Raw genomic sequence first — 26,570 nt, 5'->3', positions numbered from 1 at the left:
TATCTTCTCCAGGAACCAATACTCTACCTGAAATATATCCTGTTCCTGTGGCTATGGATGATACTGCTTCAAATGCATCTACTAGACCATATCCATAACCCATATTTGGTGCTGTTGGGTATGTGGAGTCAGTTAGTGGTGTAGCTGTATTTTGAAGAATTTCTTCAAGATCTGCTACTGATAAAGAAGCATTAGCTGATAATACCAGTGCAACTACTCCTGCTACTGCTGGAGTTGCCATTGATGTACCTGAATTATTTCCATATCCATTATTAGGTATAGATGATCTTACATTTACACCTGGTGCTGATATATTTGGTTTAATTAAGGATTCATCATATGGTGATGGTCCAAGTTTTGAGAAATATGCTCTTATATCATTTCTATCAGTTGCAGCTACTGCAAAGGATTCGGGATAGTTAGCCGGGCATGATATAGATCCTGGCCAAGGCGCCGGTTCCCCTAATCTTTGATTTCCTGCTGCAAATGCTGGAAATATCTCTGCTGCTCTCCAGTTTCTAACAGCCTCTCTGTACCAATCATCTATTCCAGCCCCTCCACCCCATGAGTTATTAACCACATCTGGAGCATTGTCTGGATTTCCACCTGGTGCTAACATCCATTGTGCTGCTGATAATAATATAGCATCTGTTGTAGAACCAGCTGTATTAAATACCCTTGCTGCTATCCATTTTGCCCCTGGTGCCATACCTATTTTATTAGATCCATCTGGTTCTTGACCAACCATTGTTCCCATTACGTGAGTTCCATGGTCATCTGAATCTGCTGGTAATGCTGCGTTGTATACAGGGTCAAACCAGTTTCCATTAGCACTTGTAGCTCCTGTAGTTGGGTCATAGCCTCTCCATTTATTCTTAAGTGCTGGATGAGTCCAATCTACTCCTGAGTCTATATTTGCTACTACTACTCCTGTTCCATCGTATCCTAGATCCCATGCTTGATCCGCCTTTACTTTTTCAACATTCCACTCTACTCCATTAGCTGTAGGTTCTATTTCATTACTCATCTCTGGGTTTTCTAATGTATGGGTTTTATTTTTGTAGATTTTATCTACTTCTGGCATATAGGAAAGATTTTCTATTACTTCCTTTGTAGCTTTTACATATACCATATTAACTATATGATAAGGTGTGAATTCTACTACATTTCCGTTTTCCATCTCTTGTTCTAAATATTTTAGAACATTAGCTTGAGTCATTTCTGCAGTATCTTTTAGAGATTCCACTACGGCACTTCTTACTTCCAGCTTAGTTTGATATGGGGTCATAGCTGATGATACAGCTGATCTTGTAGCATGGGCTACTCTTTCTGTATCCACTTGTTCCGCCATATATATGAGTATTTCCACTAGATGTTCATTATCTATGTCTTCCTTTACCTCAGCTGAAATCTTATTTGCAGCTAATTCATATAAATCTTCTTTTGCTGAACTAAGTTGGTTGTTCTCTGCATAAACAAAGGATGTAAAATATCCCATTACCATAATAAGGCTTATTATTAGGGATAATACTTTTCTTACTTGTTTGTTCTTTGACATTCAACAATTCCCCCCTTTAGTTTTTTGCAAAATATTTAATCTCTTTTACACCTCCTTTTTTTAATTATGTAAAAGTAAAACTTTAGCAAACTATTTTAATTTCTATATATATGTCATAAGGAGTAATTTATCACCACCCCTTAATTATTCCATTCATTGTCATGATTTACTTAATATTCTGAGATATTGTTAATATTTATCAAAGTATGGCAAGTGCTTATAGTTTCTTGACTTTTTTATATTATTTTCCAATAATTTGTCAATATCTAGTTAAATAAGAAAGTTACCCCTAAACATCTTTTAGGGGTAACATTTCTATTTACTTTAATATCTCTCAAATATCCTTATGGTTCCAAACGCATCTTTATGAATCAATCTATTTGGTAAAATATCTAAATTTACTAGATTACCATCTTCATCCACTATAGTATCGAATCCAAGCTTGATATAAACTGGATTTCCAGCATTATACCATTCAGTTAACTTTCTCTGTGCACTTGCATCATTATCTAAAAAGTCCATATCAAAAGCCTCATCCCCTAATATAATGGAGTTTGCAGGCATATTCTTCATAGCTCCTTTCACAGTTACTCTTCCTTCTGCTGTTTCAAATATTTCAGTGCCATCTTCAGCAACATATACTACTTCTATTGCTAAATTTGATGCTATAAATCCATCTGGAACTGTCCAAGTAGCTGTATATAGTCCTGATGATTCTTCAGTCATTGGAGTTCCATAGCTGCTTCTGCTTACTTCAAGTGGAAGCAGTATTCTATAATATGCAGATCCGCCAGTTGGAGCATTGAAGCTTATATTTAAAGTGCCGCCAGCTTCAAGTTCAACATCTCTTGATGGTTTAATATTTCTAATAGATGGCTCTTGTGGTCCTTCTCCTGATTCTAGATTAACGATTATAGATTTAACTGTACTATGCCCTGCTCCGTCCTTTAAAGTAAATAGGAAATAATTCTCTCCTTCTACAAGATTTACGGTGTGGTTTATTGTTTCATTAGCAGGCTCAACTATAACAAGAGGATAGTCATAAACATATATCTGACTGTCACCTAAGAATAACTCTAGATATCCTAAATTATCCATCATTGTAATTTCTAGTTCTGCTGTTTTTGATTCTTTATCGATACTTAATATATCTATATTTAGTTCTGGATCAGTAGTGTCTACATAAAATCTTCTCACTAAACTACTGGATGCTCCAGTCTTGGATACAGCCTCTATCTTAGCTTCTTGATAGCCATCTTCCATGGCTAAAGTTTTTGTAAACTTAAATGCCGGTCCTGAGTAAATACGTGTACTTGGATCATCTGGGTGATATAAATCCACATGGTCTTTAAACTCAATATCAGCTTCAACATTATTCACGAGTACCTTATCTAATAATGAGAAGTTTGCAACATAGCCTTCAAATAATACATCATTCGTAGTATACATTTCAAGTAGTTTAGGCTCGTAGATATATATATATGGATGAGTGTTATCTATATTAAAAGTAAGTTCAGCAAGATTCGTGTTATATAATTTATCCACGGATATTACTTCTATATTATATTCTTTTGCATCAGTTATATATGATTTCATATCTAATTCATATGAAGTCTTTCCTTCTTCTCCAAGAACAACTGCTTCTATTTCCTGTCCATTTATATTAAACATGAATCCTAATATACCTATGCCTTTGTCCACTGAATTCCAAGTAAGCTTATTTGTCTGTGGATTATATAATAAATTGCTTATTTCCGGTCCAACTGTATCAATAGTTATTGGAATCTTCTTAGATTGTACTTCTGCTCCGCCATAATGGATTTTAGCAGCAATTTCATAGAAATAGTTTCCATCTGGTACAACTTCACCATTTACTATTCCATCCCACTGTGCAGCAGTAACCATTCCAACAGGTTGATTTCTCCCTCCATTAATATAATTTTTTCTCTTGTATTGCTGCATCAAGATAGTTCTCAATAGATTACCTTCACTATCTAATATATTATAATTAACTGATTCCGCATTTCTCATAAATGATAAATACGGCATTATATTGCCAGTACCTCTCTCACGTCCAGCTACTGTTCCCGGATTCATGAATATATGTGGTGTAGTATAGAAATATCCATTATCTTTAGCATCCCAATATAACATACCTGATGCATTGAAATAAGAGCTTCCTGTAGGATCAATAAATCTCATACCATCAAGAATAGCAGGTTCTCCCCAGTCGCCATAAAATCCTACATATGGAACTGAAAGTGTTGGTTTTTCATCGGTAGGGTCAACCAAAGTAACAAAACCTTCGACAAACATATTTCTATAAACTGTAGAATCTGTTCCTATATCTACAATCACTTCAAATATATATTCTCCATTTGCTGGAATAGTCACTGAATCTGGTTTATCTATATCTGCATCGTAGATATAATCAGATAGCAATAGATTCAAACCTGACGGATGAACATAATCTGCTAAAACTGTAACATCTACATTGTATGTTGCATCTGTATTTGAATCATTTATAGCTTTAAATCTCATAGTAAACTCTGTATTTTCAAAATCCTTTAATTCTACCTTTGCTTCATTAGTTCTGTCATCTACTACTCTCACTGGAGTAGATACTGCACCATAAAGGTCCATTATACCTGCACCTTGTCTTCTAGGTGAATATTCAGTTTCATATTGATCTAATGCTGGTATAGCTGTATTCATCAATAGTACCTTAGCAAGTCTAGTTTGCTCTGATAAATCTAATTCACCATAGATTTCATGTTCTTTAATGTACTCCATAACAAGAGCAGAGCCGCCTGCCACATGAGCGCTGCCATTGAAGTACCACTCATTGTTCCATATTTATTATCATTTAATGTAGAATATATCTGTGCACCTGGTGCTGTTATTTCAGGCTTAAATTCTAATGAAGGAGTAACTCCCCATGATGTAGATTCTGCCATTTTTCCTGTATTAATATTGGGTATAGTCATTATTTCATCTGTAAACAATACTTCCTTATTTTCTAATTCTAATAAAGCTATCCCACCGTTATAACCTATAAATACTGCTGGTATGGTGTGAGAATCTGGTATAGCCATATTTACTAGATCTTCTCCACCAGTTTCATGGTTACGTACTATAATACCTACTGCACCTGCATTCTGAGCATTCTCTATTTTCTCAGTAAAGTTAGGTGTTAATCCACCACGAACCACTAGGGCTATTTTACCAGCCACATTAGTAAGTTCTGACGGATGACCTGAACCACCATCTACAAACTCTTGAGGCCCAGAGAGTACTGTTGCTGGATTAATATTCCCTGCTATTGCCATTGGAACCTTGTGTTCCTCATCATCTTTTATATAAGTCAATCCATTTACTTTTCGATGAGTATTTTCAATTGATGCTACCTGTATAGTATCTTTATTGAGTCCTGGGGCACCTACTACACCTATGTCAGGATTTTGTTTCCATGGATATCCGCTGTTTCCCGTCCATCCATAGGTCATTGAACCAGAATTCCCTGCCGAAACTGAGCATACTATTCCATTATTTGTAGCATTGGTTATTGCAACATCTTCTGCGGATTCTGGAACATAGAAAGATGCCGTTGAACCTAGACTCATATTTAAAACATCAGCACCAAGTCTTATGGCCTCATCTATGGCTACTAGATATATATCACTGAATGTAGTTGAATAAATTGGGTCATTGGAAAATACCTTCATAGCAAGTAATTGACATTCTGGAGCTACTCCTTTGATTCCTCCATTATCGATATCACCATTTGCTCCTGCTGTACCAGCTACATGCATGCCATGCATTGATGCATCTGGACCTAAATCTAATATTTCGCTATTTAAGTCATAATAGTTATATCCATAAGGAACCTTCTCAGTATAATATTTACCAAGTAAATTCTTTCCTTCCAATGTTTCTCTAGTGATCTTTGGGTTAGTTCCTTCACTAAGTACCATATCTCTATGGCTTGGATCAATACCAGAGTCTATAATAGCTACAACAGTACCTTCTCCTTTATATCCTATATCCCAAGTTGGAAGTGTTCCAATCATATCCTTGGATGTATCCATATCAGGTTTTATCTCTGGTCTTTCATATTCATTAGATATATATACTTTGTTGACTTGAGGCAAACTTTCAATAACCTTAATATCTCCAAATTTGACCATACCACTGAATCCATTAAATGTTGTATTGAAGCTATTTATAAACTTCATATCCACTCTGCTGGATTCAATGTTTTTCTTGACCTGCGTTTGTTCCTCATCTATTCTTCTTTCGATTTCTTTGATTGAAGATTTTGACATTTCTTCATATCTTAAATTTCTTTCTGTAGCGTAAACTATTGATGGATCAGATTTTAACTCCACAATAATCCTGACCTCATCCTCATCTTCAAAAAATTCTCCTAATTCGTCTTCTAGTTTAATCTTTTCAGCGTTTTCATCAGCCTTAAACTTTTCTATTGCTCTTGTTAATGTTTCCCCCTGAGTTGAATTTTCACTTTCTGCAAAGGTGAACCCTGGTATTATCAGAGTTAGTACAAGTAATAATGCTAAAATCCTATTCATCCTCTTCAAATCGCTTCCTCCTTTAAATTTTATTTAATCACTCATTTGAAAAATGATTGATTCAAAGTAATTTTGAATTACTGTGGATGATTATTTTGGAATCATTGGATTTACTAACACTACATCTGCAAATGTGTATAATAAATTCTTCTCAACATCATAAATTCTAATAGTTACCTTATCCGTTATAGTTTTTGGATTGAAGAAAAATGATTCTGTAGACCATGTACCTAAATCAAATATAGAAGTATTCGAATTTTCTCCTCCAGATAACTGATATACTACATCATACTTTCCAGCATTGGCTATATTTTCAACTGCTACCTTTATCTGAATTAAGGCTGGGAAAAAATTAGGTGATGAATTACGAACCTCTACCATTACTCTTGGTTCTTCCACTGGATCTACAGGACCTTCTTTCTCTACCAATGCACTCATACAAGTATTTAGTCTAGTTAATACCATATTAACTTCTTCCTGAGTGGCTTCATCATTGTCATTTATCTCTATAGCCTCTTGTAAAGCTTCTGCAAATGGTCTCCAAGATTCTTCCGTATAATCTTCTTCTTTCTTTGCCATAGCTTCCGCTATAGCTGCTGCTAATGCAGTTTTATCTACTACTGGATCTAAGTCCTCCATTGTTATATTTACTCTTCCTTCTGCTATCTCTCTTATTCTATCTCCTTCAGCACTTACAAAGTTTACTTCAACTTCCAGATTCAATGCATTTATCTCTTCTCCTACCACCCAAGTTCCTAAATAATATCCCGGCTTTGTTTCTATCATTTCCATTTCATATTCATTAGCCTTTTCATCAGCCATTCTATTTCTATGAGTATCAGATGGAAGAAGTAATCTGAAGTAAGCTCTACCACCTTCTGGTGCATTAAAGCTGACCTCTAATGTGTCACCAGCTTTAAGGGATATATCTTTATCTGGTAAGATGTTTGTAATGGATGGTTCTACTGGACTTTCTTTTATTTCTAAGCCTTCTATTGCTGCATTTAAATTTTCTAATGCTCGATCTACCTCACTTTGAGTAGCTTCTAAGTCATCTATAACTTCTATAGCAGCTTCTAGTGCTATTTCAAGGTCATCCCATGATTCTATTGTATAATCTTCTTTATTCATTCTTTCTGCTCTATCTATTGCAGCTATTAATTCTGATTTATTTACTACTGGTTCTGGATTTGACGGTTCTTCTTCTACTAATGCATCCCTTTTGTCATTTAATTCATATAGTGCATCATTAACTTCCCTTTGAGTAGCTTCTGGATTATCTCTTACTATTATTGCTGCTTCTAGAGCCTCAATAAATGGTCCCCATGTTTCTGGAGTATAATCCTCTTCATTTTTTTCTTCTGCTCTATCTATAGCAGCTATTAATGCAGTTTTATCTACTTCTATAGGCTCTGGATCTGGATTTTCTCCTTCTCTTTTTACCAATCCGTTCATTCGGGCATTTAGTTCTGATAACGCTTGATTAATTTCTCTTTGTGTAGCCTCATTATCTTCATTTACCTCTATAGCTATATCTAGAGCTACTTCAAATGGTTTCCAAGATTCCTCTGTATAATCTTCTTCATTCTTTCTTCTAGCTTCTGCTATTGCTTCTGCCAATTTTCTTTTATTTACTTCTGGTTTTACTGGGTCATTTGCTTGAATCTTTATTGTATAAGTAGCAGTTCTCCCCCCAACTTTTATAGTCAAAACTTGTCTTTCTGCTGGCTGTCTACTATCAAATCCTGTTATATTAGATTTTGTTACTCTCTCTATTTCTCTACTACCATCACTATATATTCCCTCTATAACTAAACCTGTAATATCCAACTCATCATCTACTGTATAAACCAACTTATCAGGTAATGATTTAATCGAAATTCTGTTTAATGTTACTGGGTCTGGTCTTGTAGATGGCTTTGTAGTAGTTGACTTTTTGGTCGATGCTACAGTTGGATTAGATTCTTCCAATTTCCCATTTACTACCTTATACTCTACATTAGCTTTTAATGTTGATCCGTTAACTTTAATTTGATTTCCTGATTTAAGAGATTTTATTGTACCTTTTGAATCTATAACTATATCTCCTCCAATTACATTAAGGTCATCTATTGATGTGCCATTTGCTAATATAATATCTGCCTTATCCCTTAGTTCAGCTTTCTTTATATAGCTTCCTTGAGTAAGCTCTAATCTCATTTGTTTTACAATTTTAACTTCTCCCACTGTTGTGTTAGAAAGAACTACATTTGCTAACCCTTGCTTTTTATCAACAGATACTGAATTCAATTGGGAATTTACAATACTTAAACTATTTAATCCTCCTCCATTAACAATTACTTTACCTTTTACTACTACATTATCAAGAATTGTATTGCCTTCCCCTATACCTTCTGTTAAGTATAAATTTCCTCCGACTACTATATCCTTCAGCATTACATCTTTTGTATTTACTATAAGATTTGTATTTGTATTTTTATTTATAGTTCCCGATACATTAACTATTTCACCTGAAATGTTATATAGCATCTTGACTACTTCAGCTCTTGTAATCTCTGCATTTGCTCTAAAAGTTCCATCTGGATAACCATTTATATATCCATTTTTCTTTAACCCACCGACAACACCTTTAAGTTCTTCAGGTAAAGTTAAACTATCTGCAAATTTAGATGCCTCAGCTTTGTCCTCTTCTATTCCAAAAATAATGCCAATTATTCTGGCAACTTCTCCCCTAGTAATGTTCTCATTAGCATTTAATGATGTCCCCGGAAGTATATAATTAGCACTCACTCCCTTTTGTACCTCAGCATAATACCAATCTGTAGGATTTACATCATTAAAGTTAACCTCCGATCTTTGAGTAAAACCCATTATACCATTAACAACTTTGTAAAATTCTGATTTACTCATGTTGTTAGTAGGTCTAAATGTTCCATCTGGATAACCTGAAAGAATTCCCTTATCTTTCATGTAGTTGATTTCACTCTTCGCCCAATTGTCTTCATAATCACTCACTTGTCCCAATGCAACTATGCCTGTAGACATAAGGATGATTAAAGAAAGAATCAGCGATAACAGTCTTTTCATACAAATACCCCTCCTTTAATAGTTATACTTGTCTCTTTTATATGATAATACTTAATTTAAAACAAAGTCTAGGAGCAAGTTATGACACGCTTTAATAGATGTAAGTTATTGTCAATACCCTTTTATTCCTTTAAAAAAGGGGCTTTTATGTATACCACTTTAAATCATTATCAGATTAAAAAATATACAATAACATTAATAATTGTTACTCTATAAATATATCTGTCATATTTAATAGGAAAATTTTTTATTACATACAAAATATCTCTTTATCTACTTCTTTCTGCTAATCATAAAATACATTCTTATGTCTATAAACAGAAATATATCTATTGCTAACGTCTTATTCTCCTAATTAGCTGATAAACAATCTACTAATATTATTTTGCTTTATTTAGAATTTTGTGGCCATTTTTTGAAAATTTTGTAAATTCCGCACTATATTTATAAAGAAATATAAATCAAAATACCAATAGAGACATTTAACTCATCTCCAGCTTCAAATCCTCTGCTTTCCTTATTTCATAGATTTATATCTAGCGTTTGCGCTATATATTATTTAAAAATTTAATTTCTCATAGTAAATTATCTTTTCTATTTCTATTTAATAGTTGTAAGACATAATTCACTGTTGACTATCCAAATAAAGCTAGCTTTTATGAAGGATAAATTGAATTGGTATTAGTATCTTTATCTTTTCAATTGTTAATTGTGAACTGTGAATTGCGTAAGTGCCCTTTGGCTATGAATTGATTAGAGGGAGGTGAAAATATGGCAATTGATGTTTTAAAGGAAAAATTAACATTAAGACTTGAGTTTGATGATGGAGTAGTAAATGGAAAACAAAAAGTCCATCCTAAGACCTTTGCACAAATAAAGACTACAGCTGATGATTTAAATCTACATGCTGCTGCTAAGACTATAGCTAGTCTACAGAATAGACCTTTATTAAAGGTGCAAAGAATTGAAACCACTAGTTTAATCGAAGAGTAGTAGAAAAGCAGTGAATAGTGAAAAGTTTTAGGAAAGGAGGTGATTTAATGGAAAAGACTAAATTAGAAATGGAGTTTCTTGATGAAACAAACAAAAAGTTTATGATTAGTATCGATCAGCCAAGGCTAGATATAACCCCTGAAGAAGTATCTCAGGCTATGGATACCATAATAACTTGCAATATATTTGATTCTAAAATGTTCAATCTAGTAGAGGCAAAAGAAGCTAGAATAGTAACTACAACAGTAAATAAGCTAAGTATCTAAAATAGGGGGGCAACATGTCCCCTTATTTTAATCTCTTAATCTTTTATTCTTTCAATTATGGATTGTGAATCGTTAATTGTTAATTGTTAAATGGGTGGTGATTAAATGAGTGAAATATATTCTGGAATAGCTAACCTTGGTTTTCCAATAGTCCTATCTATATATCTATTAGTTAGGATAGAAGGAAAACTAAATCAACTGTCAGAAAGCATCATTGAGCTATCTAAGACTATAGCATCAACAAAGTAATTTATAAAATGGATAAGGTAATTTCCTTATCCATTTTACATTATCTCTTAATATTTAAATTTAGATAAACTCTCCTGCATACTAAATGCTAACTCTCCTAAAATTTGACTAGCATTAGCAATTTGGGTCATAGTTGCTGTCTGTTCTTCCACAGAAGCTGAAGCCTCCTCAGTTCCTGCTGCATTTTCCTCTGATATAGCTGATAAGGTCTGAATTATTTCAACAATAATATCTTTCTTGTCCATAATCTCTTTTCCAGATTTATTGATAAAACTAATTACATCATTGGATTTTTCAATAGCATTTGCAATTCCAATAAATTTATTATTAGTTTCCTCTACACTTTTGCTTTGCAGTTCTGCAATTTTGGCTACTTCGTCCATAGTAGCTACAGCTTCTTGAGTTTTACTGCTCAAATCGTTGACAATCGCTGTGATATCTTCAGTAAATCCATTAGACTCTTCTGCTAATTTCCTTATCTCCTCTGCAACAACTGCAAATCCTCTGCCTGCTTCTCCAGCCCTTGCTGCCTCTATGGCTGCATTTAGAGCCAATAGATTAGTTTGTTCAGCAATGCTTCTTATCATATTGCTAGCCTTTTCTATTTTCTCTGCACTCTCATTTGTGCTATTGATTACATCCTGAATATTCATTGTTGCTCTATTATTAGATTCAGTATTTTTTATTAATTCCCTAAGAATCTCAAATCCTTCATCCTTTAATTTATCTATCTCTCCAGTAGAAATATTTAATTCTCTCAAAAACTCTTCATTATTTTCTACTAACTCTCCTAAATCGTTTATATGCTTTGCTCCATTTTCCGTATCCATGGCTTGATGTGTAGCTCCTTGGGCGATATCTTCAATAGCTTTGGCTACCTCATTTGCTGATACTGCTGATTGTTCACTTGAAATAGTAAGTTCTTTTGATGATATTGCAAGGTGCTCTGATGTATCAGATATCTGCTTCACAAATCCTCTAAGATTGTCAATAATTCTCTGGAAAGAATTAGCCAACATTCCAATCTCATCATTTCGATTAATTAAAGCTTCAGATATATTTTCACTTACATCTAGACTAGCAATATTCTCTGCCCGGATTGTAACTGTCTCCAATGCCTTACCCATTTTATGAGAAAAGCTATACATAATCACAGTTACTAAAACAAGGAAAATCACCACTCCAATACTTGTATATTTAAGGACATTTAATGCTCCTTTATTAAAATCCATTTCATAGCTTCCTGCTGTTACAACCCATCCCCAATTAGGATCTAGCTTATTATATACAATCTTTCTTCCTATATTTTCACTATGAGGTAAGAACCAGTCATAGTATGTAAAACCTCCGCCACTTTTAGCCTTAGCTATACTATCTTGCGCAAGTAAAACTTCTTCCTTAGACTTATCCTTTACGTCCCAGACATTTTTACCTTCTAAGCTAGGATGTGCAATCTCATCTCCCTCTTGACTATATACAACAAAGTATCCATTTTCTCCTAAATCCAAGGGGGAATCTATAGGTCGAGTACCTTCAGCTGTTATTTTACCAAGTAATTTCTCTTTTATCATTTCCTGAGCCTGTGGAAGAGTATATAAACCTTTCTCTACACCTTGTTGTGCCAGATCAATCATTTGAATGGCCGCTTCTACAGCATTTTCTAGAATTATTTCCCCTTTTCCATTTAATTGCCTCTTTGAAATAGTGTATCCCAATAACCCAATGGCAATATTGGAAACAATTAGAACCAAAATTGACATGGTAAGTATTTTACCCTTAATAGAATTCCTTTTTTTAAGCAATAAACTCACCCCTTTTCATTTGTATTTTGGAAATATACCCACTTTTCGACATATTAAACCTAACTAAAAGTCCTATTAGCATTGGCCTTTCATTAATAAATATCTCTAATATTGAAAACAGTGACACAATAATATATAATTAAAATGACTTCAACCTAAGGAGAAAAGCTAATGAAAAAATTTCTAAGATATAAAATAATATTAATATTTCTGCTAGTAATATTTGCCATTCCCATACTAACAGCTATGAGATATAATGTCAATGTCTCTAATATAGAGAATAGAACTCTAGCACCATTGCCACAGTATAGCAATGAAAGACTCTTGAATGGACAATACTTCAGTGAATGGGAAAACTATATATCAGATCATATAATAGGCAGAGATTATCTAATAAAATCATATACTCTGCTTAATATGAAAGTCTTAGGTAAACACAAAATAAATAATATAATTATAGGAAAAGAGGATACTTTACTTCCTTTTTATACAGAGGAACTGTCTAATAATTTGGAGTATTACTTAAACAACTTAAATGCAATGACAGAAAATATGAAGAATCTACAGAATCATATTAAAGCTAATGGCGGAGAATTTTATTTTGTAGGATTGCCTGGTCAATCATCCTTTTTCAAATCAAGATACCAAAACTATTTTGAAAATAAAGAAGGATATTTTGTAGAAAATGAAAATAAGATGTTCAATAATCTAGAAAAAAGTAATATAAACTATATTAATATGAATGAAGTATTCAAAAAAGACCAAGATAATGAAAATTATTTAAAGACTGATCATCATTTTAGTTTTAAAGGTTCCTATAGAACATATGTAGAGATTATAGATAGGTTAAGAAATGACCTTGGCTTAGATATTGGAAAACCTCTAGACATAGAAGAATTAGATATAGTTACTTTAGATAAACCAATACTTGGTAGTAGAAATAGGCAGCTTTATTTCCTTCATCCAGCAGATGAAAAAGTATCTATTGCATATCCAAAGAACCGCATAGACTATGAGAAATATACCAACGGAGTATTAGATCCTAAATTATATTATATTAATAATGATGAAAACCCTTCCTATAGTGTATATATGGGGGGAGATCAAAAGGAGATAATTATAGACACCAATAGAGAGAATTTACCAAATTTACTTATATTCGGTGATTCATTCACCAATGCATTGGAGCCACTCCTATATTATCATTTTAATGAAACAAGAATCTTAGATCTAAGACATTATAAGGAAATGAATTTATATGAATATATAGATTTACACAAGCCTACAGTAGTACTCATGATAAGAGATGATTTAAACTACGGAAATCCAGAAGGCAACGGTAAATTCCAATAGACAAGTTTTGACACTTGTCTATTTTTTATATATTTTTTATATATTTTTTGTATTTTTCCCGGGAAATATATATTTTTTTGTATGTATGTGGAAGATTTTTTGAAATATAAAAGAGGACTTAAGTCCCCTCTTATAGATTAGCAATTCCCTTAGACAAAACTATCGGAACTGAAATATAACAATCGTAAATAACCTATTATATCTAGTACTCCACTGTAAATTTTTATAATGAAAATGAATAAAAGCTATATTATTCAATATAATACTACAAAAGCATACATTTTAGTCCCGCTATTTATATTCTTTTAACATAGCTGCACCTATGATTCCTGCATCATTACCTAATTTGGCAAGTTTGATTTCTCCAAAGTCTAATTCTTTAAATAGAATGTATCTAGGCAGCAGATCCTTTACCCTATTTAAAAAGAAATCTCCTGCCTTTGCTACCCCTCCACCTATGGCTATAATATCTGGATCTATAATATTGATAATATTTGCTATTCCTATGGCAAGGTATTTAGCCATCCTATTCACTGCCTTATTAGATAATTCATCACCTAATTCTGCACATTCAAATATTAACTTAGTATCTATTTCTTCAATACTATTGACATTTTTAAATATGCTGGTATTTATAAAGCCATGCTCTATTTCATTTATGACATATCTCCGTACTGCTGTTGAAGATATAAAGGTTTCTAGACATCCATTATTCCCGCAGTTACAATCATAAAAGTTTTCTCCCACTATCATATGACCTATTTCAGAGCCTAAACCATGACTTCCTGTATATACCTTATGATTGATAATAATTCCTCCACCTACTCCAGTTCCGAGAGTAATAAAAACTGAATTAGAATAACCTTTCATAACCCCCAATGCAGATTCTGCGATTCCAGCAATGGTAGCATCATTTTCTATATTTATTGGAATATCAAATCTATCTCTTAGATTTTTTCCAAGAGGAACATTGTTCCAATTAAGATTAGCATTATATATAACATTATTCCCCTCTATGTCTACAATCCCAGGTAAACCAATACCAATAGAGTCTATTTTATGATTTAATTTAGAGGCTTTGGATATCATATCTTCTATAATTGATATGATTTGAGACTTGACAAAATCATAACCCCTATCTTTATTAGTAGGGATTTCTATTCTATAAATTATATTTAAATCTTCATCCAAAAGTCCTGCCCCTATATTAGTTCCTCCTATATCAATACCAATATTCAAGTTCATTACCCCCTTTGCCATGATTATACCAAATTTTATAAATAGGGCAAATAAAAAAATTTCTCTTAAAGCAATTATAAGGTAATTTCTTGAAACTCATATAAATTAAACTCTATTTAAAAAATCAAAATATATTAAAAATTTAATATGAGTTATAAAAGATACCTTCTAGCAGCATAATACTAGAAGGTATTTCTCAATTAAGAAAATGTTTCATTTTCCGTTTTCTTAAATGCAAGAATATAATATTTATCATCAAGTTTTTGTTCAAGGTTTTGTATTTCTTTTAACTCTTCATTATCTATATTAGCTAAAGTTACTTGAGAAAGCTTATTTTTATCTTCCATCACACCACCTCCCATATATTTTATTATAGGTTAGTGATGATTTTTTTATTCAGACTGGAACGTAAGATATCCTTAAGATACTTATATAGTTTTATATATTCTATAGCTTTTTAACGAATTCAGATTTCAGCTTCATAGCTCCAAAGCCATCAATTTTACAATCAATATCATGATCTCCATCAACTAAACGTATATTTTTGACTTTAGTACCTATTTTTACAACTGATGAACTTCCCTTTACTTTAAGGTCTTTGATTACCGTTATAGTATCTCCATCATTTAAGATATTTCCATTTGCGTCTTTTACAATATTTTGATTTTCATTATTTTCATCCTCTGATTCTTGATTCCATTCATAAGCACACTCTGGACAAATAAGAAACTCTCTATCTTCATAAGTGTATTCGGAACTACATTTAGGACAATTTGGTAAATTACTCATAGTTTTATTTCCTCCATTTTTTCGATTATTTTTCTAAGTAAGATACTAAACCATATAAGTGTCCTTCCCTTACTATTATAAAGTCAATTGAATCTGTATAGTTAAAAGTTATTTCCTTAGTACTATACATCTTTTTAAATAAACTTTATTAGCTAACCACAATTATAGCAGATATTCCAATATTGTCCAATTTAAGCCCTAAAAGGTAAAAAAGAGCTCTGTTTTGAGCCCTTTTGATTTTATCTAAAATTTATTCATATATTTTCTATACTAATTCTTTAAATAAATCCTTTATATTAGGATATATACTTCTAAACTTATTATATTTTAAATCATATAATAATGTCCTATCTAGACTTGGCTCAATTCTATCAGTTATTTTTATAAAAGTGTTACAAGCCTTATCTACAGATTCAAATAATCCATATCCTACAGTGGCTAAAATTGCAGCTCCATATGCAGGGCCGTCATCTGAATTTACTTTGTTAACTTTTACATTTAATACATCTGCCATGATTTGGCACCACAAATCAGACCTTGCTCCACCGCCATTGATGGTAATCTCAACAATATTCATTCCCATATCCCTCATAATTTCAAAGGTATCACGAAGGGAAAATGCTACGCCCTCTAGAATGGCTCTAGTCATATCTTTTCTTTTAGTTGTCATATTCATCCCCATAAAGGTACCTCTAGCATTTGGATCATTATGAGGAGTTCTTTCACCTATTAAGTAAGGTAAGAAGAAAATATTATTATCTATTTTTACATTCTTTGCTTCATCCAATAAACTATCAAAATTTGATTCATTTACATTTTCAACCCACCACTTTAGAGAGGCTGCTGCTGCCAAGGTAACTCCCATGACATGATATTTACCATTTGCATTACAGAATGAATGAAGTCTGTTATTATTATCTACTACAAAGTCCTCCGAATTCGCGAAAACCACGCCAGATGTTCCTAATGATACTGAGCACGCATTTTCTCCTACTATTCCGCCACCAACGGCTGCAACTGCCTGATCTCCACCACCAATTACTATCTTTACATCCTTTGGTAATTCTAATCTTTCAGCTAAATCTTCCTTTATATTTCCAATAACCTCAAAGGACTCATAAAGTCTAGGTAATTGATTTACCGAGATTCCTAAAACATTTAACATCTCATTAGACCATTTTCTATTTTTAACATCTAAGTATAAAGTCCCAGATGCATCAGACATATCGGTTGCAAATTCACCACTGATTTTATATGCCAAATAATCCTTTGGCAGCATAATCTTTTTAATCCTATTAAAATTATCTGGTTCATTTTCTCTTATCCATAATATCTTAGGAGCAGTAAAGCCTGTTAATGCAATATTCCCAGTCCAGTCTGAAATCTTTGCTTTTCCAACGATATTGTTTAGATAATGGCATTCCTTTTCAGTTCTTTGGTCATTCCAAAGTATGGCTGGTCTAATAACTTCATCTTCCTCACCAAGGATAACTAGCCCATGCATTTGACCGCTTAATCCTATGGCCTTGACTTCCGCCTTGTTAACTCCCCTAAATAATTCATCTAAGCCCTTTAAAGTCTGCTGCCACCAGTCCTCTGGATTTTGTTCAGACCACATTGGTTGAGGGAAGTAAATAGGATATTCCTTGGTAACGGTTTTTATAATTTTACCTAATTCATCTATAGCAAGTATTTTTACCGATGTAGTTCCAACATCAACTCCAATAAAGTACATCTATATCCCTTCTCTCAATATCTATTTTAAATGATTATTCAAAATTTCTATGACGATTTGACATTTCCTCAAAAGTAGTCTCACTATTATCTACAAGACTCATAATAATCATATCGAATAGTATAAACAAGGATTGTTCAAATAAATTTCCCATAGGTTGAATGGATGGTACTACATTATCTTTTCCTTTATAAACACTTGCAGGTACCCATAGAACAAAATCTGCTAGTTCTGCTGTCTTCCTATCAGGAACTCCTGTTATAAGAGCTATATTGGCTCCAACCTTTTTAATTTCATTTACTACATAATGGATATGCCCTATTTCCCCAGACCCTGACGTGAAAATAAAAAGATCATCTTTTCTGACAGCAGGAGTTGTATCATCCCAACACCAATGCACTTCTTTTCCATAATGCATTAATCTCATGGCAAAGGCACGAGTCGCAAGTCCTTCTCTTCCTACTCCCATCAAAAATATTCTATCGGATTTATTTATCATATCCATAAAATGTTCTATGTCTTTGTAGTCAATTCTTTCAAATACTTGATCCAATTCTTCTAAAATAGTTTTGTATACTAAATTAAATTTCATATTAGACTCCTCCAATTTAATTAGCTTTTATTTTTCTTGATAATTTCAATAATTTTCCATTGTCAATGAAAAAGTTTGTAATCATTACAGCTAATAACAATATCCCCCATATCAGCTTTTTGGAATATGGCGTAAATTGAAATATTGTAAATGCACTTTGAAGAAATTGTAAAACTGTTATTCCTAAGGCAACGCCAAATAATTTCCCTTTACCTCCATCTGGATCAATACCTCCTAATACAGCTACTAAAATTGTTTGTAATTGATAAGTATCTCCAAATCCCATTCTAGCAGAGTTAACTCTAGAAATTATAATTAAAGACGAGATACCTACTAAAAATCCAATCATAGCATAGGTTTTTATTAGCACCTTTTCAGCATCAACTCCTGAAAATCTTAAAGCTACTGAGTTTTGACCCACCATATATATTTCACTTCCAAACTTTGTCTTAGATAATATAAATGACACTATAATAAAGGTAATAACCAGTAAAATAAATATATATGGAATATCAAATAATGTCTTTGAACTAAGCTTCGAAAATTCTCTTATGCCAACTCTAACACTTTCACCATTAGTTAGGGCCATACCTATTCCTGTATATAATATCATAGTCCCAAGAGTAGCTAATATTGGTGGAATAGATAGTTTTGATATTAATATTCCGTTAAATAATCCACATAAAGTTGAGCATGCTAATGCAGCTAAAACTGCAATTAATATAGTAACTCCACTACTAACACTTTCTATATTAAAAAATTTAACCTGATAATACAAAAGCTGCTATTATACCTGAAAGTCCTGCATTTGATACTATCGAAAGATCAATTCCTCCAGTTAACATAGCTAGTGACATAGCAATAGCTAAAAATCCAAATTCACTGATTTGAAAAGCCATAGATTGAAAATTATTTATAGAAAAAAACTTACCCTTCAATGTAATACCAAGAAATAAAGTTACTGTAGTGAATACTCCCAATAAAACAAGCATATTTGTATCATTTTTTAAGATACCATTAAACTTATGATACTTTTCATGTGTCGGTTTCAAATTAATCACCTCTTACTTAATCATTTAGTAAATATTAACTGTTTTCTATTATTCTTTCGTTCTTGATAAGATATAATAGAAACACTTGCTATAAGGATTATTCCAATGAACAAATCATTCCATGAAGTTGATAATCCCAGAAATACAAGAGTAGATTTAAATATCTGAATAATTCCTACTCCTAAAATTGCACCTAAAATAGTACCTTCACCACCAGTTAATCGTATTCCACCTATAACTACAGCAGCTATAACCATCAGTTCACTTCCAACTAAGGATACAGGATTTATTAAATCTATTTCAGAAAAATAAACTATACCCATAATACCTGATAGTAATCCCATATAGGCATAAACAAATAATTTTGTTTTAAGTATATTTATTCCTGCCCTAAGAGCTGATTCCTCTGAATTTCCAATTGCAAAAATACTACGTCCCAATATAGTTCTATATAAAATAAACCAAGTAACAGCAAGAATAACCACAGCTATTACAAAGAATAATGGAATTCCATAAGATCCAGAACCATTGGTAATTGTAAATAATCGAGCCTTCCCAAAATTAAACAAAGACTGTGGTTTATCAGCCACAGAAATACTGCTTGTACCTATAAAGGTAGTCATAAATCCATAGAAAACACTAGATGTCCCTAAGGTAACAATAAATGTAGATAACCTGAAAAAATGAATTATTAAAGCATTTATAATTCCTAGACAACATCCTATAAAAGCTGAGAATAATAGTGCAAAATAAATATTATCAATTCCCAAGCTAATCATCAATCGTATAGATGAATATCCACTTACTACAGCAATAGCAGTAAAAGAAACATCGATTCCTCCAGATATTAAAACTACCAAAGCACCAGCAGCTAATATTAATGTTCCTGAAGATGTCCTGAGCAGGTCAAATAACGTATTCATAGATAAAAAGTTTTTACTTACGAAACTAACAATTAATATATATACTACTAATATACTTATTAGATATTTCTCCATTGGTTTTAGTTTTCTAAACCTTTTATTCATCTTCTACCCTCCCTAATGGATTATTGATAATTTCAAAAATTCTATCCTGAACATTATCATTATCAAGATCATCTTCGTCTAAATGCTTAATAATCTTACCTTCATGCATTATTATCACTTTATTACAATTTGCTAATATTTCCTCTATTTCATCTGAAATAAGTATAATACTCATGCCTTTATTTGCATTTTCTTGAATCTTATCATATATTTCAGATTTCGATCCTATATCAACTCCTACAGTAGGTGTATCTAATATGAATACCTTAGGATTAGTAACCATCCATTTTCCAAGAACAATTTTCTGTTGATTTCCTCCAGATAATTTCTTTACATGTAATTCTATATCCTTATTATTTACATTCATATTATTTACAACTTCTGTGGAGATTTTTTCTTGCTTATTTTTATCTATTACTCCAAAACCATTTTTAAGCTGTTCCAATATGGTAGCACCTATATTGAACTTAGCACTGCTCTCAAGGAATAAACCCTGAGTTAATCTATCTTCAGGTAAAAGAGCTATACCATATTCCATAGCTGTAGTTGGAGAGTCTATATTCACAGGTTTATTATCAATTATAACATTACCACTATCAATAGGATTTAATCCAAATAATGATAGTGCAATTTCCGTCCTACCAGAACCTAACAAACCTGTAATTCCCAAAATATCTCCCTTTTTAAGGGTAAAATTAATATCTTCAAACATACCTTTTTTAGTAAGGCTTTTTACCTCTAAAATTTTATCATCTTTTGAATATGTCTTTTTATATCTTGAATACCCAATCTCTCTTCCAGTCATATAATAAGATAAGCTTTTAGGATTGAGCTCATTAGCAGTAAAATCTCCTACCTTTTCACCATCTCTAATAACAGTTATACTATCTGATACTTCAAAAATCTCATTTAATTTATGGCTTATAAAAACAACAGAAATACCCTTTTGTTTTAATCCTAAAACAATAGATAATAATCTATCTACTTCTTTTTTGGTTAAGGCAGTAGTTGGTTCATCCATGAATAAAACCTTTGCATCTAAACTTAAAGCCCTACAAATTGCTACTAATTGTCTATTAGCAATAGATAAATTTCTAACTGGAGCATTTAAATCTAAAGACGCACCTATTTTATCTAATTGTTCCCCAGCAATTCTATATATTTCTTTCCAATTTATAAATTTACTTTTGCTGTAAATCATTTTATTCATAGCAATATTTTCGGCAACACTCATATGCAAAAATAAAGATAAATCTTGGTAAATAACCTGAATGCCTTCTTCTATTGCAGTTATTGGAGTTAGACAACTATAACTTCTATCTTCAATATTTATTGACCCTTTATCAGGTGTATAGACACCAGATAGGATCTTAACAAGGGTTGACTTACCACAACCATTTTCACCTGCAAGGCATTTAATATTGCCCTTTTCAATTTCTATATTAATGTTTTTAAGAGCATGAACTCCATCAAAACTCTTGGAAATATTCTTTGCTGATAATATGTTTCCCATTAAATTCTCTCCCATCTTATGATAATAAAGACAAAGGAAAAGTTTTTATTCCTTTGTCTTTATGCTGCACAAATTAGAATGGATATTTTCCAGGTTCAAATGTTCCTTTTTTTAATTCCAAAGGAGCATTACCATATACAACTTTATTTGTGATTTTAATACTTTCATATCCAGGTCTACCTAAATCTATTCCCTCTTTAATTTCTTCTCCAGCAAGAATTTTGTATGCAAGATTCACACTTGCATAACCAGCATCTGCTGGTCTCCAAGTTTGAGCATGTGCCATAAAACCATCCTCAAGATAAGGACCTGATACAGAAGGAATACCCAAACTAACAACTTTAACATCAGTATTGTTTCTTTCCTTTAGAACAGAAGCCATATTGCTTCCTGCTGAAACCGAAGTTCCTACAAATCCTTGTAAATCAGGATGTGCATTTAATATTTCAAGAGCTTTATCTCTAGCAATTTTATCATCATTCTTGTCTTCATATGGTTGCTCAGATATAGGTGTCATATCAGGATAATTAGCTTTGATATGTTCCATTCCAGCATTATACCACTCCATATGAGTTTCCATGGTTAATCCACCAACCATGGCAGCAAATTTACCTTTACCGCTCATAGCCTTCGCCAACTCATCAAACATAAGTACTCCGAAGGATTTATTGTCAAAAGCTTCAACATCATAATCTACTACATCTGCTAAACCAGCAGCTTCATGACTAATGATTATTATTCCTTTTTCTTTAGCTCTTTCTAAAACTGGTCTCATGGCATCTGGATCATTTGGAACAACAGCTATAGCATCTACACCTTGTGCTATTAAATCTTCAACCATTTGTACTTGTTTAGCAGGGTCTCCACCTTCAGGAGCAATCTGCCAAGCTTTTACTTTTCCTTTATATTCATTATTAAACTCTTCTACTCCCTTTCTCATATCATCAAACCATGGAATACCTTCATGTTTTGCTACCATTACTATTTCAAATACATCTTCTCCATCACTAGCTGATTGATTATTTCCTTTTGGACTACATGCTGCTACTAATGATAAAATCATTAATAGTGAGATAAATGCTAATATTCTTCTTGAGTATCTCTTCATTAAATTTTCCTCCTAATAATATTTATTTGTAAAATTCAGCATTATTCTGAATGATTTACCACATTAACTAGTCTACCAATGATTGAGACATTACTTCTGATGATAAAAAAGTTGATTCTCTTTGGATTAACTTTGTTTCTACTAAATAATTTTTAATAACTATGTCTTCACCATTAATTAAATCAATTAGAAATTCTACTGCCAATGCACCTAAATCCTTAATAGGTTGCTCTATAGTCGTCAGGGAAGGGTGCAACAGCTCACATATAAAGCTATTATCAAATCCAATTATTTGTATATCATCTGGAATTCTTATACCTTTTTCCTTTAGATACTTCATCACTGTAGCTGCAGCAATGTCATTAAAAACAAATATTCCATCATACTTTTCAATATTTATAATGTTATTTAAATTTTCTTCAAGCATTTTAACTTGGAAGTCACTTTCAAATCCTATAACATGGACTTCAAGATCTTTTTCCTTTGCACCATCTATGAATCCCTGATATCTCATTTCAGTAGCATCAAAAGTCTTAGGCCCCTTTATATGCAAGATATTTCTGCATCCTCTTTCATATAAATGATTAAAAGCCATTTTACCTCCTTTATAGTTATCAGAAGATATAGTGAGAATAGACGGTGATATATGATTTTCAAAAGAAATAACTGGAATCTGAATATTCAGATATTCGTCCTTACACATACTCCTAGAAGCTATGATACCTGCTACCCTATGACTTTTTAGTACCTCTAAATATTCCTTTTCTTTTTCCTCATTGTCTTCCGTATTACATAAAAACAATGTATATCCAAATCTATTAGCATGTTCTTCTATTACAGTAGCCATTTGATTAAAAAATGGGTTTGTAATATTAGGAATCATTAAACCTAATGTTTTAGAGTTTTTGGTAAAGATTGCTCTTGCCAATGCATTAGGTGTATATCCAGATTCATCGATTTCCTTTTGAATCTTCAACTTTACCTCTTCACTTACATATCCTGTATTATTTATGTATCTCGATACTGTGGCTATTCCTACTCCCGCCCTTTTGGCGATTTCTCTAATATTTGGCATAATCTTTCAACCTCATATTCTTTATATAATTGTATGAAACATGTTCCACATGATTGATTATAATTATATCATTATAAAATACTATCGTCAATAGCGGGACATAGTCATATAGCGATGTCCAATATTTGTCCCACTATTCAAATAAATAAGGTGTCCCTCTTTCTATATATAAAGGGACACCTTATTTATCTATATTCTCATGCACTTCACAAATAGATAAAGTGAATGGATACTCCGAAAAATCTCTAATTAATTACTTGGCTTCAGTTTTTTCCTTTTTTGGTAAATGTAATCTATTAATGTAACTGCTCCACTTATTAAAAGTCTAAGATAATAATCTATTATACGCCATAATAGAGTTGCATATGATAAAATTTTATTAGGAAATAATGTCTTAAACAGAATATAGAATCCACCTTCTGAAGCACCTGCTGTACCTGGAGTTGGCATAAAAGAAATTGCCATATAATGAAGTGATTGAATAGCAATAATATCCAAATAAGAAATCCTTTTCAGACCTATTGCTAAATATACGAAATAGGTAATGGAAAAATAAAATGTTAATTGTAAAGTAGTAATTAAGATTAAATATATAGTAATTATTTTATTTTGTTTAATAATTTTTATACTGTCCATATAATCTGCTAAGCTATTATTCAACTTTTCAATTGCCTTATCTATATCACTTACTAATTTTAATTTATGTCCGACTTTAAACAATTTAATTAAAAGATTTTTAATAAGTTTTTCATTTAAAAAAAGTCCTATTACTATTACAATTCCAAGAAAGTTTATAAAGCATCCTAATATTATAAATGACAATGCGACTCTTGATTTATCATATAAAAATTTAAATTTAAAAACAAACATGATTATAGCATAAAATGTAACTACCAATTGGTAAATTAAAAATTTATTTATCAGTAAAGAAGTAGCTACCCCTAGAGGGATTCCATCATTCACTAGAGAATATATCTGTGCAGGCTGTCCTCCAGTAGCAAAGGGTGTAATAGAACTATAATATTGTCCAATCATACTAAGTTTCATGGAAGATATAAAATTAGTATCTACGCTTAATATTTTTTTCATTTTATAAATTATATAGCCATCACAAATCCAAAATAATAATAATGATAAAAAAGATATAATTAGGAATATTTTATTTGTATTTCTAATTACGGATGGTAAATCTGATAAATCATTGCTATCAATTAATATCCATAATGTAGTTCCTATAAGTAATATTAAAATTACATAATTTATTGCTTTTTTCATAAATTAGTCCTGCTTCTCATTCTATCTACTAATTGATCATTTGTTATCCAAAATTCCTTCATTTTTCTTTTTTTCCTCCTCTTGTTGCTATATCTTCTGCTATATACTGTCTCTAATATCCGTTCCCATAATTCTACAAAAAATGAATTTAATATAGAATTTATATCTATAATCATAAAGCCTTCCCTTTTCAATAAAGGATAAAGTAAAGTTTTTCCATGAAAAGCCTTTATATCTATGAATTTACTATCTTTTCCGACAGCATAGGCTAAAGAGTCTAGCTCATCTTTAAAAATTGTAACTATATCTTTAAAACTTAGATCCATATTCCTTATTTTTTGATTATCTATATGAATTTCGGCTACAAAATCTCCCTTTTTAATAATAGTCCCATCAGGAAGACTTCTTTCCTTACCTCTATAGATATGGGGAGCAACATATAGTACTTGTTCTTTAGCATGTGGAATATATAGCCAATTACTATGTCTTACTATTTTCTTATCTATTAATTCAACTATCTTTAGAAACAATTTTCTCATACTTATTACCCCTCTTACTCTCATCTATTGTTTTAAATTTAAATCCTTTTTCTATTAATTTGGGAATAATTATTTCTAAAGCCTTAATAGTATTTTCAGGTGCATTCTCTGCTCCATTGCTATCATGTAATACTATTATATCTCCTGACTTTGTATTATCAACAATTTTATTAGTTATATGTTCCACAGTAGTTTTCTTACTCCAATCTTGGGCATTTAGACTCCATAGTATTGTCTCTAGTTTATTCTTTCTTGAAAAATATGAAGTAAATAGATTGAACGTACCCCAAGGTGGTCTAAAGTACTCTAATGAATAATTAAGATCATTAAAAATTTCCATGGATTTTTCAAAATCCCTTTTAGTTTTCCAGAAAAGAGATAGCCAAAAGCTCCTATGGCTATAGGAATGCAGACCTAATCCATGTCCATCTTCAATCATCTTATTAATTATATCTGGATGTTTTTTTGCCTTATTAGCCACTACAAAAAATGTTGCTTTTATTTCGTATCTTTCCAAAATTTTTAGTATCCTTAATGTATATCTAGGATCTGGACCATCATCAAAGGTTAAAAAAATACTATCCTCATTATCAATTTTTTTAATTATATATCTGCATTTGTTTCTAAAATATATATTAGGTAAAATATTATAGACAGTGAATCCAAGCCCTAAAGCTTTTACTGCAATGAAAAGATTTATTTGAATCACCTTCTTTACTTTAAAGATA

General features: G+C 31.8%; 23 protein-coding genes. 4 read left to right on the top strand and 19 right to left on the bottom strand.

From position 1 onward, the window contains the following. From CIW83_RS11165 to CIW83_RS11150, 4 genes are all read right to left on the bottom strand, one after another. On the bottom strand, positions 1–1,558 hold a 1,558-nt coding region (locus CIW83_RS11165; protein WP_158220099.1), incomplete at its 3' end, for a S8 family serine peptidase. 324 nt (positions 1,559–1,882) lie between these two features. Continuing rightward, positions 1,883–4,351 (bottom strand): Fn3-like domain-containing protein, encoded by a 2,469-nt coding sequence (locus CIW83_RS11160; protein WP_094901180.1) that lies wholly within the window; start codon positions 4,349–4,351, stop codon positions 1,883–1,885. Beyond that, complete coding sequence (locus CIW83_RS11155) at positions 4,312–6,147, bottom strand: S8 family serine peptidase (RefSeq protein WP_235601302.1); 1,836 nt, start codon at positions 6,145–6,147, stop codon at positions 4,312–4,314. Before CIW83_RS11155 ends, CIW83_RS11160 begins: the two co-directional genes overlap by 40 nt. 90 nt (positions 6,148–6,237) lie before the next feature. Further along, on the bottom strand, positions 6,238–9,234 hold the full coding sequence (locus CIW83_RS11150; protein ID WP_094901176.1) for an S-layer homology domain-containing protein: 2,997 nt from the start codon (positions 9,232–9,234) through the stop codon (positions 6,238–6,240). A 771-nt stretch (positions 9,235–10,005) separates the two neighbouring features. Here CIW83_RS11150 and CIW83_RS11145 point away from each other — a divergent pair. The 3 genes from CIW83_RS11145 (at position 10,006) to CIW83_RS11135 (ending at position 10,742) form a co-directional block, all read left to right on the top strand. Beyond that, positions 10,006–10,227, top strand: coding sequence for a DUF1659 domain-containing protein (locus CIW83_RS11145; RefSeq protein ID WP_094901174.1), 222 nt, complete (start codon positions 10,006–10,008; stop codon positions 10,225–10,227). A gap of 47 nt (positions 10,228–10,274) precedes the next feature. Further along, positions 10,275–10,493, top strand: a complete 219-nt coding sequence (locus CIW83_RS11140) for a DUF2922 domain-containing protein (protein ID WP_094901172.1) — start codon at positions 10,275–10,277, stop codon at positions 10,491–10,493. A gap of 105 nt (positions 10,494–10,598) precedes the next feature. Continuing rightward, a complete protein-coding gene (locus tag CIW83_RS11135; protein ID WP_094901170.1) occupies positions 10,599–10,742 on the top strand; it encodes a YvrJ family protein in 144 nt (47 codons plus the stop codon). Between the two features lie 47 nt (positions 10,743–10,789). On the opposite strand, the gene CIW83_RS11130 is transcribed toward CIW83_RS11135, so the two are convergent. After that, complete coding sequence (locus tag CIW83_RS11130) at positions 10,790–12,544, bottom strand: methyl-accepting chemotaxis protein (protein WP_094901168.1); 1,755 nt, start codon at positions 12,542–12,544, stop codon at positions 10,790–10,792. A 171-nt stretch (positions 12,545–12,715) separates the two neighbouring features. On the opposite strand from CIW83_RS11130, the gene CIW83_RS11125 reads away from it, so the two are divergent. Next, the gene (locus tag CIW83_RS11125; protein ID WP_094901166.1) at positions 12,716–13,897 is read left to right on the top strand and encodes a DHHW family protein; all 1,182 of its coding nucleotides are present in this window, start codon (positions 12,716–12,718) and stop codon (positions 13,895–13,897) included. A gap of 291 nt (positions 13,898–14,188) precedes the next feature. On the opposite strand, the gene CIW83_RS11120 is transcribed toward CIW83_RS11125, so the two are convergent. The 14 genes from CIW83_RS11120 to CIW83_RS11060 all read right to left on the bottom strand — a co-directional run bounded on the left by CIW83_RS11120 (position 14,189) and on the right by CIW83_RS11060 (position 26,551). After that, on the bottom strand, positions 14,189–15,142 hold the full coding sequence (locus tag CIW83_RS11120) for an ROK family protein (protein WP_255374382.1): 954 nt from the start codon (positions 15,140–15,142) through the stop codon (positions 14,189–14,191). A 194-nt stretch (positions 15,143–15,336) separates the two neighbouring features. Continuing rightward, positions 15,337–15,483 carry a hypothetical protein gene (locus tag CIW83_RS22920; protein ID WP_201259814.1) on the bottom strand — a complete coding sequence of 49 codons (147 nt, stop codon included), beginning with the start codon at positions 15,481–15,483 and terminating at the stop codon, positions 15,337–15,339. A gap of 100 nt (positions 15,484–15,583) precedes the next feature. After that, positions 15,584–15,925, bottom strand: a complete 342-nt coding sequence (locus CIW83_RS11115; protein WP_094901162.1) for a zinc ribbon domain-containing protein YjdM — start codon at positions 15,923–15,925, stop codon at positions 15,584–15,586. A 265-nt stretch (positions 15,926–16,190) separates the two neighbouring features. Then, positions 16,191–17,660: a xylulokinase gene (gene xylB / locus CIW83_RS11110; RefSeq protein WP_094901160.1), complete on the bottom strand. Its 1,470-nt coding sequence runs from the start codon at positions 17,658–17,660 to the stop codon at positions 16,191–16,193. Positions 17,661–17,694: 34 nt separating this feature from the next. Beyond that, positions 17,695–18,252 (bottom strand): 6-phospho-3-hexuloisomerase, encoded by a 558-nt coding sequence (gene hxlB / locus CIW83_RS11105; RefSeq protein WP_094901158.1) that lies wholly within the window; start codon positions 18,250–18,252, stop codon positions 17,695–17,697. A 16-nt stretch (positions 18,253–18,268) separates the two neighbouring features. Next, the gene (locus CIW83_RS11100; protein ID WP_094901156.1) at positions 18,269–19,030 is read right to left on the bottom strand and encodes an ABC transporter permease; all 762 of its coding nucleotides are present in this window, start codon (positions 19,028–19,030) and stop codon (positions 18,269–18,271) included. Beyond that, positions 19,014–19,304 carry an ABC transporter permease gene (locus CIW83_RS11095; RefSeq protein WP_094901154.1) on the bottom strand — a complete coding sequence of 97 codons (291 nt, stop codon included), beginning with the start codon at positions 19,302–19,304 and terminating at the stop codon, positions 19,014–19,016. Before CIW83_RS11095 ends, CIW83_RS11100 begins: the two co-directional genes overlap by 17 nt. A 20-nt stretch (positions 19,305–19,324) precedes the next feature. Beyond that, positions 19,325–20,332: an ABC transporter permease gene (locus CIW83_RS11090; RefSeq protein ID WP_201259813.1), complete on the bottom strand. Its 1,008-nt coding sequence runs from the start codon at positions 20,330–20,332 to the stop codon at positions 19,325–19,327. Then, on the bottom strand, positions 20,325–21,845 hold the full coding sequence (locus CIW83_RS11085; RefSeq protein WP_094901152.1) for a sugar ABC transporter ATP-binding protein: 1,521 nt from the start codon (positions 21,843–21,845) through the stop codon (positions 20,325–20,327). The genes CIW83_RS11090 and CIW83_RS11085 overlap by 8 nt, the downstream gene beginning before the upstream one ends. A gap of 73 nt (positions 21,846–21,918) precedes the next feature. Next, positions 21,919–22,953 (bottom strand): autoinducer 2 ABC transporter substrate-binding protein, encoded by a 1,035-nt coding sequence (locus CIW83_RS11080; protein WP_094901150.1) that lies wholly within the window; start codon positions 22,951–22,953, stop codon positions 21,919–21,921. A 67-nt stretch (positions 22,954–23,020) separates the two neighbouring features. Beyond that, a complete protein-coding gene (locus CIW83_RS11075; RefSeq protein ID WP_094901148.1) occupies positions 23,021–24,028 on the bottom strand; it encodes a LacI family DNA-binding transcriptional regulator in 1,008 nt (335 codons plus the stop codon). 249 nt (positions 24,029–24,277) lie between these two features. Then, positions 24,278–25,303 carry a lysylphosphatidylglycerol synthase transmembrane domain-containing protein gene (locus tag CIW83_RS11070; protein WP_094901146.1) on the bottom strand — a complete coding sequence of 342 codons (1,026 nt, stop codon included), beginning with the start codon at positions 25,301–25,303 and terminating at the stop codon, positions 24,278–24,280. Further along, positions 25,300–25,842, bottom strand: coding sequence for a hypothetical protein (locus CIW83_RS11065; RefSeq protein ID WP_094901144.1), 543 nt, complete (start codon positions 25,840–25,842; stop codon positions 25,300–25,302). The genes CIW83_RS11070 and CIW83_RS11065 overlap by 4 nt, the downstream gene beginning before the upstream one ends. After that, positions 25,814–26,551: a polysaccharide deacetylase family protein gene (locus CIW83_RS11060; RefSeq protein WP_158220098.1), complete on the bottom strand. Its 738-nt coding sequence runs from the start codon at positions 26,549–26,551 to the stop codon at positions 25,814–25,816. Before CIW83_RS11060 ends, CIW83_RS11065 begins: the two co-directional genes overlap by 29 nt. Between the last annotated feature and the right edge of the window lie 19 nt (positions 26,552–26,570).

The sequence above is a fragment of the Tissierella sp. P1 genome (assembly GCF_002266425.1).
GTDB lineage: Bacteria > Bacillota > Clostridia > Tissierellales > Tissierellaceae > Tissierella > Tissierella carlieri.
The sequence above is the reverse complement of the archived record's forward strand: the minus strand, read 5'-3'. Positions and strand labels throughout refer to the sequence as shown.

Excerpts from the sequence above, each read along its gene's own strand:
- CIW83_RS11125 (WP_094901166.1), top strand. The coding sequence starts at position 12,716 with ATGAAAAAATTTCTAAGATATAAAATAATATTAATATTTCTGCTAGTA.
- CIW83_RS11155 (WP_235601302.1), bottom strand. The coding sequence starts at position 6,147 with ATGAATAGGATTTTAGCATTATTACTTGTACTAACTCTGATAATACCA.
- CIW83_RS11120 (WP_255374382.1), bottom strand. The coding sequence starts at position 15,142 with ATGAACTTGAATATTGGTATTGATATAGGAGGAACTAATATAGGGGCA.
- CIW83_RS11070 (WP_094901146.1), bottom strand. The coding sequence starts at position 25,303 with ATGAAAAAAGCAATAAATTATGTAATTTTAATATTACTTATAGGAACT.
- CIW83_RS11085 (WP_094901152.1), bottom strand. The coding sequence starts at position 21,845 with ATGGGAAACATATTATCAGCAAAGAATATTTCCAAGAGTTTTGATGGA.
- CIW83_RS11080 (WP_094901150.1), bottom strand. The coding sequence starts at position 22,953 with ATGAAGAGATACTCAAGAAGAATATTAGCATTTATCTCACTATTAATG.
- xylB (WP_094901160.1), bottom strand. The coding sequence starts at position 17,660 with ATGTACTTTATTGGAGTTGATGTTGGAACTACATCGGTAAAAATACTT.
- CIW83_RS11140 (WP_094901172.1), top strand. The coding sequence starts at position 10,275 with ATGGAAAAGACTAAATTAGAAATGGAGTTTCTTGATGAAACAAACAAA.
- CIW83_RS11150 (WP_094901176.1), bottom strand. The coding sequence starts at position 9,234 with ATGAAAAGACTGTTATCGCTGATTCTTTCTTTAATCATCCTTATGTCT.
- CIW83_RS11145 (WP_094901174.1), top strand. The coding sequence starts at position 10,006 with ATGGCAATTGATGTTTTAAAGGAAAAATTAACATTAAGACTTGAGTTT.
- CIW83_RS11135 (WP_094901170.1), top strand. The coding sequence starts at position 10,599 with ATGAGTGAAATATATTCTGGAATAGCTAACCTTGGTTTTCCAATAGTC.
- CIW83_RS11160 (WP_094901180.1), bottom strand. The coding sequence starts at position 4,351 with ATGGAGTACATTAAAGAACATGAAATCTATGGTGAATTAGATTTATCA.
- CIW83_RS11115 (WP_094901162.1), bottom strand. The coding sequence starts at position 15,925 with ATGAGTAATTTACCAAATTGTCCTAAATGTAGTTCCGAATACACTTAT.
- CIW83_RS22920 (WP_201259814.1), bottom strand. The coding sequence starts at position 15,483 with ATGGAAGATAAAAATAAGCTTTCTCAAGTAACTTTAGCTAATATAGAT.
- CIW83_RS11075 (WP_094901148.1), bottom strand. The coding sequence starts at position 24,028 with ATGCCAAATATTAGAGAAATCGCCAAAAGGGCGGGAGTAGGAATAGCC.
- hxlB (WP_094901158.1), bottom strand. The coding sequence starts at position 18,252 with ATGAAATTTAATTTAGTATACAAAACTATTTTAGAAGAATTGGATCAA.
- CIW83_RS11090 (WP_201259813.1), bottom strand. The coding sequence starts at position 20,332 with ATGAATAAAAGGTTTAGAAAACTAAAACCAATGGAGAAATATCTAATA.
- CIW83_RS11065 (WP_094901144.1), bottom strand. The coding sequence starts at position 25,842 with ATGAGAAAATTGTTTCTAAAGATAGTTGAATTAATAGATAAGAAAATA.